The sequence below is a fragment of the Pseudoalteromonas sp. NCIMB 1079 genome (assembly GCF_040567695.1).
In the GTDB taxonomy this organism is placed as follows: Bacteria; Pseudomonadota; Gammaproteobacteria; order Enterobacterales; family Alteromonadaceae; genus Pseudoalteromonas; species Pseudoalteromonas distincta.
On record NZ_JBEWZA010000001.1, the window covers coordinates 1,025,629 to 1,038,011 of the forward strand.

The window sequence follows — 12,383 nt, forward strand, 5'->3', positions numbered from 1 at the left end:
TTAATAATGTACGAATACTAGTGTTTTGTAGATTTAAACTGACCTTAAACTACGCTAAAATCGGGCTTAGAAAGCCTTTTTTAACGCTCTACCTAGCTAAGACTCAATTGATTTAGTTTAGTTGCATGAATCACTTAAAAAGTTGTTTTAATTAGGTAGAAATTTGTTATGTTAGCTACATCTATTTATTCGGTTTAAACCTTTATTAAACCGTGACTACGCAAGTAACTAGTCGCCCCTTCGTCGGCAGAATTTTGGAGTAATACACAGTGGATTTACAAACCGCTCTAGCAGAGATAAAACGCGGTGCAGAAGAAATATTAATTGAAGACGAACTAGTTGAAAAACTAAAGTCGGGCAAGAAGCTAAAAATAAAAGCAGGCTTTGATCCTACAGCGCCTGATTTACACTTAGGACACACTGTACTAATTAATAAAATGAAAACCTTTCAGGATTTAGGTCATGAGGTTATTTTCTTAATTGGTGACTTTACCGGCATGATTGGTGACCCAACGGGGAAAAACGTAACGCGTAAACCACTTACTCGTGAAGACGTACTAGCCAATGCCGAAACATATAAAGAACAAGTATTCAAAATTCTAGATCCTGCTAAAACCACTGTTGCATTTAACTCCACTTGGATGGAAAAGTTAGGCGCTGCAGGCATGATTAAACTTGCTGCAAACCAAACCGTAGCACGTATGCTTGAACGTGATGACTTTAAAAAGCGTTATGGAAGCGGCCAACCAATTGCAATTCATGAGTTTTTATATCCACTGGTACAAGGTTGGGATTCGGTTGCACTAGAGTCAGATGTTGAACTAGGTGGTACTGATCAGCGCTTTAACTTGTTAATGGGCCGTGAGCTACAAAAAGTAGAAGGTCAAAAGCCGCAAACAGTATTAATGATGCCATTACTTGAAGGTACTGACGGCGTTCAAAAAATGTCTAAGTCGCTTGGTAACTACATTGGTATTACTGATACACCTAACGATATGTTTGGCAAAATAATGTCAATTAGTGATGTGCTAATGTGGCGTTACTACGACTTATTAAGTGCGCTTTCTATTGAAGAAATTGCAGCTCAAAAAGAACGTGTTGAGCAAGGTACGAATCCGCGCGATATTAAAATTGAACTAGCTAAAGAGCTAATTGCTCGTTTTCATAGTGAAGCTGATGCACAAGGTGCACATGATGATTTTATTCAGCGTTTTCAGAAAAAAGCGTTACCAGATGAAATCCCAGAGCTAACAATCACTATCGCAGAAGATACTATTTTAATTGCTAACTTGCTTAAAGAAGCAAATTTAGTAGTAAGTACATCAGAAGCAATGCGTATGATTAAGCAAGGTGCAGTTAAACTTAACGGTGAAGATAAAATCACTGATACCAAACTTGAAATAGCAAAAGGCACAACGGCTATTTACCAAGTAGGTAAACGTAAGTTTGCAAACATCACTGTAGCTTAAGCACAGTTTAAAAACTAAAAAACCAGCCTCGGCTGGTTTTTTTTGTGCTCGTATTTTGAGCCCTTTAAATCAATTTTAATATTTCAATGCTGGCTATTACTAACAACCAAAATACACGGGCCTGATTTAACCTATTAATTATTACAGGTACATCCTCGGGTGTAGGTAGTCTATCAGTACCAATACGCATTTTATTAAAGCGAGTTCCAAAATAAACAGCTGGTCCGCCCAGCTGCACGCCAAGCGATGCAGAACATGTGCTTAAGAGCCAGCCTGTATTTGTTTGATAAAAATGCCTGCCATAATGCTTTATATAATGCATGCTTTGTTTGCTTGCTCGACTTGCTGCAATAGTTAAAGCGAGTAAGCGCATGGGAATATATTCAATAATAAACAAGAGTGTTTTAAGCGGTTTTAAAAAGTAACTATTTGGGGGGATATCACTACGCCAGGCTTGTTGTATTAAGGTAAGTAACCGATAGGCAAGGGCAGCAATAGGACCAAATGCTAAAAATATAAATATGACTACGAAATAGTATCGAGCGGTGCGCAGTATTAAGCTCTCAATTAATGCTTTGATAATACCAGCAGATGAAAGTCTATTAACTTCACGGGCAAGCAGTGGTTTTAGTAATTCGCGTGCTGTGGATTTTTGATTTTGTTTAGTTAGCTTTGCAATGCGAAGTGCTTTTTTATCAATGCTCTTACTTTCTAGGCATAAATATAAAATAAGGCCAGCGAGTAATTCAGGATAAAAAGCAAACTCGAGTAGTAACACTACAATAATGAGAATAACACTTAAAATAAGTGAGCTTGCGAGGATAGCTGCCAAATATTGATAGCTTTTAGGTTCTTTGCTTTTGTATATACGTTTGCCAATAGCACTAAAAACAGCATTTAACGCCGTATTAGGATGATACCAGCTAATAAGGGGAATAAAGCGCTCAGCAAGGAGCGCTAGTATAAAGGCAATAAAGTCCAAGTGATTTTGAACAATATTGCTAAGCATTTACAGAGATACTGCTGTAAGCTTTTCTAAAAGTGCAACAACCATTTTAGATGAGTTGATTGATGCTGTTTCTAGGTATTCTTCAAATGATTGTGGTGACTCTTTACCAGCAATATCAGACATTGAGCGAATTACAACAAATGGTGTGTTTAGCGTAAAACACGTTTGTGCAATTGAAGCGCCTTCCATTTCAACAGCAAGCATTGTAGGAAAATCACTACGTGCTTTATCAATGCGTATAGGGTCACACATAAATGTGTCACCAGTACAAATTAAGCCAACGAGTGTTTTAACATCACTGATTTGTTCGATAGTTTGCTGTGCTGCTTCAACTAATTTAGGGTGTGCTGCAAAGCCTGCCGGCATTTGTGGTACTTGGCCAATTTCGTAGCCAAAAGCAGTTACGTCTACATCGTGGTGACGTACTTCTGACGAAATTACTACATCGCCTACACTAAGAGAAGGATCGAATCCACCGGCTGAGCCTGTGTTAATTATGCAATCAGGTTTGAAGTTATCGATCAGTAAGGTAGTTGCAATAGTTGATGCGACTTTACCAATACCAGATTGAACAAGTGTCACCGTGTTACCAGCCAACTCGCCAGTATAAAAAGTGAAACCTGCTTTAGTTAAAATTTGTGGGTTTTGCATAGCTTCACGTAAAATTTTAACTTCTGGCTCCATTGCGCCAATAATACCAACATTCATAAAGTTTAATTCCTGAGTTTGAATCACTTGATTATACGTGAAGTTAGCAATAAAAAACAAAAAAGCGAGCTTGTTTATGAGCTCGCTTTAAATACTTTTTAGGAGAGTATTTAATTCGTTTTTTAAATTTCAGCTAACGCGGTGGTTTGCGCTTTAGCCTGAGAAGGTGAAAGTACCGCTGGCTTATGTGAGCGGTTACGAACAGGGCGCTGAGTTTGTGTTGCTGCAGGCTTACCAAGTTTAAACATAATTGCATCGCGTACTTCAGAAGGGCGGTAGCCCGATTTAACTTTCATACGAATATGTGGAATGCCCGCAGACTCTAGTGCACCGTTTACAAACCAGTCGCGTTGAGCTTTGTGGCCATCTTTGTTGGCATTGTTAACTAGGTCAACAGCAGCAATGATTGTTAGTTTTTCTTTATCGATTAATACAAAGTCGAGTTGCTTATTTTTAGCTTTAGCTAAAGCAGCACGTTTAGACTTTACTGAAAGGCCTTGCTTACAGTCAATAACGTCGATTAACTTAACGCGACTAACAATTTTATATTGATCGCCAACAGCACGCTCTAGAAGATTTAAAAAAGCGCCTTCAACCTGCGTAAAAACAGTTTGCTTGCGAGTAAAAGGATACGGGTTTCCGCCATCGTCATTAAATTTTGACGCAACAACAGAGGCCCCGACAACTAATACTAGGATTAATAATAAAGCGAATTCCATACGGTAACTCCATAACAACAAATTGACACTGCTCAAACAAAGCAATTTACGTGCCTAAAAAGTATGGGTTATAAAATAATTACCGGCTGGTTTACAAGCAATAGCTACACAGCGATTAAGCTTTGTAGCCTCCTTTAATACCTTTTACTGCAATAGCTACAGCATCGTGTGCATGCAGTGACTCATAGTGGTTTATTTGCAGCCAATAATCACTGTAATGGTTTGCCTCTAGCAATGCTTTAATTTTACGCGCTGCATCTTCACAAAACATAAGGTTTTGACCATTCAAACGGGCAAATTCTTGCTCATCTTCACGTTTTACTGCTGCTTGTACTGGTGTTTTAAGCTCAGCTTCAAGAGTGTTAATTAGCGTAACTACGTCAAATTCTTGAATGTTGCTATCAAGCTTTACTTTTACGTTGGCAATAGAGCGCTGCGAGTGGGGAGTCGCTACAATACCTTGTGTAGTGCCTAGCCATTCGTGCACATCTTTTTGGCTCAACGTTTCTTGGTTAAACTTTTCGTTAAACGCGTTTTGTATAAGCTGGCGCGCAAGTGCAGCAGAGCATGGGCACGTTGAAGAATAAGTAACATCTACGGTTAGCTCGTAGCTAATAACGTTATTTTCAATTGTACTGGTAAGTACAACTGGGTAGCTTTTCCAGCCCGCTTTGCCACTTAATAGTGACTTACGGCGTAGCGGTAATTCAAATTTAAATTCAATTTGTGCTTTATCGCTCAACCCTTCGTGGCTAGTTATAAAGGTATCGAGTGCCTGCGCTATTGTTTGCGGATTGACTTGCTGCTCGGTTGAAAGCAGGTCAAGTGCCAAAAATAGACGTGACATATGAATGCCTTTGGCATCTTCTTTATGTAAATTTACAAATGCACGAGCTTTGGCGTTTACTGTAACTGGAGATAAGTCTCGGGATTCAAAAATAAATGGCAGTTCTATTTCGCCCATGCCAACCCAGTCTAATTTACCTGTTTGTAAAGCGGGTGCAGTGTCTGCTATATCTGGCATATTGGTTTGCATGTGCGCTACTCGTATTTTGGGGATAATAAAGCGGGGCATTTTACACTAAATAATTTATTGCTGAAATGATGAGTTTAATAGATGAGCTAAATCAAACATGAAAAATTCTGTTTTTATCGCACAACGTGAGTAGTGGTAGGAGAAAAATGCTAAAATCTGGGAAAATGGTATGTTTATACATACGCATTGCCTTCTTTATATTAAGTACACAGCTAAGAGATAAAATTACGTATGACCGATTATTCTTTGAGCCCTTGGGCTCGGGTACTTTCCAGCTCAATAACGCGATTTGGTGAATTTAAAACCGCTGCTATTTGTTACACTTTATTTTTAACTGTATCTCTTATTTTATCGAGCATGTTTTATTATGTGGCGATAGGCGAATTACACCTGGTTGATATTTTAGCCGTTGTATTTTTTACGGCTGTGGTTTCTCCTTTAATTATAAGTGTGTTGCTTAATTCAATTCGACAACTAGATGCCTCATATGCTTATTTAGATAGCGCCACCAAACAAGAAAAGCTTTTAAATCAAACCCTAAAAGATAACATTAACCGTCTAAACATCGAAATTGATGAGCGTAAAATGGCATTTCATGCCAAGCACCGCGCTATCGAAGAACTACGACGAGAAATTGCTGAGCGTAAAAAAACACAACAAGAACTTGCTCAACAAAGCATGCTGCAGCGCTCAATAGTTGATTCATCTCCTGACTTATTTTATTACCGCGATAACAATGGCGTGTTTGCTGGTTGTAATAAAATGTTTGAAGAAGTAATGGGCAAATCAAGTAGCGAACTAATTGGCAAAACGGTTGAGCAAATATTTCCTAGTCACTTTTTATCTGAAGTTTTGAAAACCGATAAAGAAGTAGAGCAAAGCCATAAAGCACTGACCATTGATGTCGGTTATGAAGTAAATGGCGAAACGCGTTGGTTTGAGCTGCGTAAATTACCTTTTATAAATGATGAAGGTGATTACATTGGTCTACTGGGTTTTGGTCGTGATATCACAAGTCGTAAGGAGGCCGCTCAAGCGCTCGAAACGGCCTATAAAGACAAAGGTAAGTTTATTGCCACATTAAGCCATGAACTACGTACACCGCTCAATGGTATTGTTGGTTTAACACGAATGCTGCTTGATACTGACTTAAACAAACAGCAGCGTAGTTGGGGTAATACTATATTTTCGAGCGCTGAAACGCTCGGCAATATTTTTAACGATATTATTGATTTAGACAAAATAGATAGAGATCAGCTCGATATAGTGACTAACTCTATTAATGTGTCAGACTTTATAAATGACGTTGTTAACTTTGCGGGCTTAATCGCGGAGCAAAAAGAGCTAGAGTTTGATATTAAGCGCAATGGGGTGCTGGATATTTACGCACAGCTCGACCCAACTCGCTTACGCCAAGTTGTTTGGAATTTAATTAATAACGCCGTTAAGTTTACACAGCAAGGAAAGGTAACACTTGAATGTAGCCGAGAAAACAGAGTTGAAGGCCCATGGTTAGTTATGAAAGTATCGGATACCGGCCAAGGTATTCCGCCAGAGCAGCTTGCTCATATATTTGATATGTATTACAAAGCGCCAGATTTAAAAGGGACTAACGCAATAGGTTCCGGTATTGGTTTGGCTGTAACTAAGGCACTTGTAAGTGCGATGAAAGGGATAATTACAGTAAATAGTACTGAGGGCGAAGGAAGTTGCTTTACAGTTCAAATACCGCTTAGTCTATGTGTAGCACCAACAGAGCAAAGTTATGTTGGTCGTGGTTTGTATATTTTACTAGTAGAAGATGTACCTCTTAACGCCGAAATTGCTACAAACTTATTAGAGCAACGCGGGCATGAGGTGTTGTGGGCTGAAACCGGTGAAGATGCACTCTCGTTTGTCGAAACTGAAGATGACTTAGATTTAGTATTACTTGATATGCAATTGCCTGATATAAATGGTGACGTAGTTGCCAAGCAAATACGCTCAGATAGTCACTTTGATAAATTACCTATCGTGGCACTTACGGCCAATGTTCGTAGTGCTGAAGAAGAGCTTGAAGGCATATCAATACAAGGGGCGCTTGCTAAACCAATTAACACAGTGAAGCTTGATAAAATGCTGGCTGATTTATTTGGAATTAAGCAAAGTGAATGCACAGAGCCGCTGTTAAAAGTAAGTGAAGAAGCCCTTAAAGGCATTGATGCACACTTATTAGATATGGAAACAATAGAAGACTTTGTCAATTCGATGGGCTTAGTTGTGTTTAGACGCAGTAGTCAGCTATTCGAAAAGCTAAGTCCACAATATCAGCAAGAGTTACTTACTTCATTAAATACTGGTGATAGAGAAGAGTATGAATCAGTAGCGCATAAACTCAAAGGTGCGGCTGGCTCAGTAGGTCTTAATGATGTGCAGCTTCATGCCAAAATAATGGAACATGGTGCGATTGATGAATCTGATGAGGTGTTAAAGCAGTGGTTAGATATTCTGGCAGATAAAATAAATGAAGGACAAAAAGCCCTTCATTTATTTTTACAGCAATTAGAGTGAAACTAATTAGCTCTAATTAAGCGTCAATTTTACCAATGAAACGGTAACCTTCACCATGGATGGTGCTGATTAACTCAGACGTTGAGTTATCACTTTCAAAATGCTTACGAATGCGACGAATAGTAACGTCAACAGTACGGTCATTTGCGCGAAGCTCACGGCCTGTCATATGCTTAATTAATTGCTCACGGCTGAAAATGCGACCTGGAGAATCAAGCATTAAACGAAGTGCTCTGTACTCACCTTTAGGTAAACGCTTAGCGTCGCCATTTGGAGAAGTAAGACAACGGCTGTTTTCATCAAGTTCCCAACCATTAAACGTAATAACACCATTTGTTTCTAGTGCTGACTCTTCACCACCTAAGGCAGTACGAGTAATAAGGTTGCGAGCTCTGATAGTTAATTCACGCGGGTTGAACGGTTTAGTAACGTAGTCATCTGCGCCAATTTCAAGACCTAAAATACGGTCAACATCGTTGTCACGACCAGTTAGGAATATAAGACCTACTTTACGCTTTTGGCGTAATTCACGGGCTAAAATAAGACCGTTTTTACCAGGAAGGTTGATATCCATAACTACAAGATTAACGTCATCGTTATTTGTAAGCTTGTCATGCATATCATCGCCATCAATGGCTTCAATAACTTTGTACCCTTCAGCTTCAAATAAACTAACTAGGTTCAGTCGAGTTACGTCTTCATCTTCTACGATTAGAATGACTGGCGTTTGCATTATTAATTAACCTTTTGGAATATATTATTTATAAAAAATCGGTGACTAATTTATAACCGATTACTAGAGATTATAGGATTATACCCATTTGTTAACAAGGAAAAAACAAATTGGATAAAAATAAAACAGTAGGGTGTCCAAAGTCTACTAAAAAGGGCAGTGCAAAAACTACTGTTTAATTGATATATACATGGATGTAGCTATTTGAATCATAAAGTCGAAGCCATTTTCCTTTGATAATTGACATATCATTCAATCAAACAAGGTACTTAAAATAATCAGACTAATTCAAAGCAAAACTATATCACTTTTTAACCTTTCATCAATGTATGTGATACAGCAAAGATAAAAAAGTTCATAAATCGCTTGATAATATTTATTTAAAGCAATTAAATAATGTTACGCACTTATCACATGCCTCATTAATGAGGTCATTAAATGCTAATTCAAGGATAAATTTTAAATATATGCACTTTTTAATGATCTTTATTTAAGGAATAGTAATTATAAAGCGAGCACCGCGTTTTTCTTCAAGATCAAACATCACTCTTCCGCCAAGTGCTTGTGTTACTAGGTTATAAACTAAGTGCATGCCTAAGCCACTTGCGCCTTGCCCGCGCTTTGAAGTTACAAATGGGTCAAAAATTCTATTTTTAATGTTTTTGTCAACGCCCTGACCATTGTCAGAATAAACGATTGTTAATTTTTTCCCGACGAGTTCTACGTCAAAGCGAATTTCATTGTTTTCTTTACCTATAAATCCATGAATTACAGAGTTCATAAGTAACTGCTGAAAAACTTGTTGTAGAGGTTCAGACTTACTATGAATAGCCAAGTCGGTCGGACAGTTGATAGTTACAACAGGCTTTTTGGGCAATAATTCAGATTGAATCGACGTTAAAACATCACTTATTAATTTGTGCACATTAATATAGGTATTTACACCGTCATCTTGAATAACCGCTACCTTTTTAAAGTTAGATATAAGGTCAGCTGCACGATTTAAGTTGCGGTAAATTAAATCTAAGTTTTCAATACCTTCATCTATAAAGCGTTTTAGATGGCTTGAGGTTAGTTTTTTGTCATCAAAGCTTTGCTGTATGTCTGCTAGTTTATCTCTAAGTAACGTAGAACCTGTAATACCTAGCCCTATTGGTGTGTTAACTTCATGGGCAACACCTGCAACCATTTGCCCTAAAGATGCCATTTTTTCGTTTTCAACAATTTGTGTTTGGTATTGATGCATCCGCTCAAGAGTTGACAAAAGCTCTTGATTTGCTTCTCTAAGGGCGATTGTTCGCTGACTTACTTTTTCTTCAAGGCTTAGGTTCAATTGTTTGATTTCTTGCTTATCTTTTTCGTGGCGCTCAAGTTGCTTTTTGGTGCGCGTAAGCATGATATTTAAACTATTTGAAAGAGCACTTATTTCTTTTACATCAGTTACGGGAGCTCGTGCATCGTAGTTATGATTTTTAGATACATCTTGCAATAACATGCTTAATTGTTCTATTGGCTTAGCTATGCGTCGTTGAACTTTAATAGCAATAAAGTAAACAACCACCAGAATCAATAATGTTAATAGCACGTCTATTAATATTTTTCTCTCAATATAAACCTCTAAACTTTCGAGGCTTCCTCGCATATAAACATAGCCTACTATTTTTTCGTTATCGTAAATAGGGCGGGTTAACTCAATATGGTCACTCGTAATTCGTGGTGTTTTTAGCTCTTCTACACTGTCTATTCTCAGTGGCACAGGAGGTGTTTTTTTAGCATTAAAGCTAATAAAGAAAACAGGCTTTTGGGATGCTTTTTCTATTGAGTAAATATGTATGTTTTTTACAAGAGGGATCTTTTCAAATGACTTGAGCCGTTTTTCTTCTGTTTTACGATCATCTTCAATTACCGATGGCCCAGCATCAAAAGCTACAATTTCAGAAAGAATAACAAGCTTATTAACTATTAATTGCTTTTGTTCTTTCACGCTTAAATACGTAGAGATAGAAATAGATAATGATAAGCAAATAGCTGTAATAAGCATGATCAAATTAATGAGTGCTTTTCGAATGCTACTTTGATGAACTTTTTTAGGCATTATTTCATTATCGCCTGAGTTAATTTTAATTATTTAGAATTTTAGTTTAGCAAAGACGTGGAAAAATGAAGGAAAATAACTAAATTAATTCTTATATTTATTCGAAAGTTAGCTTGAGCACGTTTGTGCTCAATCATTTTACTAATTTAAATTAGCTACTATATACAGCAAATTTATTGTTCTTAAATACAGTTTGATAGCTTTCAAATTGCGTTTCTAAAATAGGGGGGTATTTTAAAAAGCTGTTAGCAACAATATTTAGCTTCCCTAGTTTAGTTAAATGCTGTTTTGCATTAGCTAAAAATGTTTCTGCTACTGTGTAGTCGGTTGCAATACCAGTATGAAAAGGTGGATTGCTAATAATTAAATCAAACTTGCCATTAATGCTTTTAAGGCCGTCACTTAATATCGCTTCGCCATTGATGTTGTTAAGCTTTAGGGTTTGCTGTGTTGCGTAAGTTGCCAGCGCACTTACATCACTACACACAAACTCAAGTGCTGGATTATGAAGCCCCAAAAAGGTTGCTATTAAACCTGCGCCACAACCAAAGTCGAGAACCCTACCTTGCTTAATTGTCGGTGCGTTTTCAAGTAGAACCTTCGTTCCTATATCTAAACTACCGTGATTAAACACTCCTGGAACACTAATAGCTGTAAATTCAGTGTCGGCAACATTAACAACAAACTTTTTATGGTAGGTCGTAATATCAAAATGAGGATGCTTAGAAATTTCAGCAAATGAGTAAAGAACGCAGTGCTTAGCTGAATCAATCTTGTTACTAAACTCAGCCTTACCAGCTAATTGCTTTTCAATTGACTTAACACCACTTTTGTTTTCACCTACTACTAATAGTTCGGCATCATCAGTAATAGCAGATCGAATATTATCAAGTGCCATTAATAACTCTGGTTTTGATTTAGGGTAGTAAAGAATAACTAAATCGTAGTCGTTACCAGGTATTGTGTGGCTTACATGAACATCAACATCTTTGGTGTTTTTAGCAAACTCTCCGTTAGCATGGTTGTAGCTAAACGCAGTTACTTTGCTTTGCGGATTAAGTCTTTTAAGCTCTGTTAAAAAGCCATCTTGAACAAAGTTGACCACCAAGATAGATTTTCCCGTTAGTGCCTCGCTATTACGAAGTAACAGTAAACTTGGGTTGGTTAGTACGCTCATAAATGGCTTTGCCTTACAGTATATTTAGTTTTATAAAAGTAAAAGTGAATAATTAAATTTAATTATTCTGTGCGCTCAAACATTAAATCCCACACGCCATGACCTAGGCGATGTCCGCGCTGCTCAAACTTAGTAAGCGGGCGTAAATCTGGACGTGGAACATAATCATTTGTTTCTGATTGGTTTTTAAAACCAGGAGCTACATTCATTACTTCGAGCATGTGCTCTGCGTAGTTTTCCCAGTCTGTTGCCATATGAAAAACGCCACCCATTTTAAGTTGGGCTCTTAGCTTTTCAACAAACTCAGTTTGTACAATACGGCGTTTGTGGTGACGCTTTTTATGCCAAGGGTCAGGGAAAAATAGTTGTAGTGTTGTTAAGCTTTCATTAGGTATGCAATCTGCAAGTACTTCAACTGCATCGTGTTCAAAAATACGTAAGTTGGTAATGCCTGCTTCATCGGCATCCATTAAACAAGCACCAACGCCAGGGCGATGTACTTCAATACCGATAAAGTTTAGGTGAGGGGCATTTGTTGCCATTTCGACAAGCGACTTACCCATACCAAAACCAATTTCTACTACTACATCGTTGTTGTTGCCAAAAACTTCGCTTAAATCAAGCATACCGTTTTTATGCTCTAGGCCCATTGTTGGCCAGCATTTTTCGATTGCAGCGGCTTGGCCTTTGGTTAATCGACCTTCGCGTTTTACAAAACTGCGAATGGTGCGGATGTATTTACCTTCTTGCTTAGCTTGCTCAAGGTTAGTGTTGCTTGATTCACTCATATTATTGGCCTGACAAAAACAATGTGTTTAAAAATGGTTGCATATTATCCCTGACCGAGGCCGCAATCACAAGTATTAGCTGGTTTTACACCCCGTATA

At 37.8% G+C, this 12,383-nt stretch carries 10 protein-coding genes; 2 read left to right on the forward strand and 8 right to left on the reverse strand.

All coding sequences use genetic code 11. From position 1 onward, the window contains the following. Positions 1 to 269: 269 nt before the first annotated feature. Entirely contained in the window at positions 270 to 1,469 is a 1,200-nt protein-coding gene (gene tyrS / locus ABX891_RS04795; RefSeq protein ID WP_354629001.1) for a tyrosine--tRNA ligase, read from the forward strand. A gap of 64 nt (positions 1,470 to 1,533) precedes the next feature. Here tyrS and ABX891_RS04800 read toward each other — a convergent pair whose 3' ends face one another. The 4 genes from ABX891_RS04800 to folE2 form a co-directional block, all read right to left on the reverse strand. Further along, positions 1,534 to 2,478: a cobalamin biosynthesis protein CobD/CbiB gene (locus tag ABX891_RS04800; protein WP_024604113.1), complete on the reverse strand. Its 945-nt coding sequence runs from the start codon at positions 2,476 to 2,478 to the stop codon at positions 1,534 to 1,536. Further along, positions 2,479 to 3,186 (reverse strand): 5'-methylthioadenosine/S-adenosylhomocysteine nucleosidase, encoded by a 708-nt coding sequence (gene mtnN / locus ABX891_RS04805; RefSeq protein ID WP_024597687.1) that lies wholly within the window; start codon positions 3,184 to 3,186, stop codon positions 2,479 to 2,481. A gap of 122 nt (positions 3,187 to 3,308) precedes the next feature. Continuing rightward, on the reverse strand, positions 3,309 to 3,905 hold the full coding sequence (locus tag ABX891_RS04810) for a DUF2726 domain-containing protein (RefSeq protein WP_002962552.1): 597 nt from the start codon (positions 3,903 to 3,905) through the stop codon (positions 3,309 to 3,311). Between the two features lie 115 nt (positions 3,906 to 4,020). Then, positions 4,021 to 4,941, reverse strand: a complete 921-nt coding sequence (folE2, locus tag ABX891_RS04815) for a GTP cyclohydrolase FolE2 (protein WP_024605360.1) — start codon at positions 4,939 to 4,941, stop codon at positions 4,021 to 4,023. Between the two features lie 231 nt (positions 4,942 to 5,172). Between folE2 and arcB the strand changes: the two genes are divergently transcribed. Next, on the forward strand, positions 5,173 to 7,491 hold the full coding sequence (gene arcB / locus ABX891_RS04820) for an aerobic respiration two-component sensor histidine kinase ArcB (RefSeq protein WP_165744108.1): 2,319 nt from the start codon (positions 5,173 to 5,175) through the stop codon (positions 7,489 to 7,491). A gap of 16 nt (positions 7,492 to 7,507) precedes the next feature. On the opposite strand, the gene arcA is transcribed toward arcB, so the two are convergent. From arcA to trmB, 4 genes are all read right to left on the reverse strand, one after another. Then, on the reverse strand, positions 7,508 to 8,224 hold the full coding sequence (gene arcA / locus ABX891_RS04825; protein WP_002962549.1) for a two-component system response regulator ArcA: 717 nt from the start codon (positions 8,222 to 8,224) through the stop codon (positions 7,508 to 7,510). Positions 8,225 to 8,714: 490 nt separating this feature from the next. Continuing rightward, positions 8,715 to 10,319, reverse strand: a complete 1,605-nt coding sequence (locus ABX891_RS04830; protein WP_354629002.1) for a sensor histidine kinase — start codon at positions 10,317 to 10,319, stop codon at positions 8,715 to 8,717. A gap of 151 nt (positions 10,320 to 10,470) precedes the next feature. After that, positions 10,471 to 11,496, reverse strand: a complete 1,026-nt coding sequence (locus ABX891_RS04835) for a methyltransferase (RefSeq protein ID WP_354629003.1) — start codon at positions 11,494 to 11,496, stop codon at positions 10,471 to 10,473. Positions 11,497 to 11,558: 62 nt separating this feature from the next. Next, positions 11,559 to 12,284, reverse strand: a complete 726-nt coding sequence (gene trmB / locus ABX891_RS04840; protein WP_007582957.1) for a tRNA (guanosine(46)-N7)-methyltransferase TrmB — start codon at positions 12,282 to 12,284, stop codon at positions 11,559 to 11,561. Positions 12,285 to 12,383 lie beyond the last annotated feature (99 nt).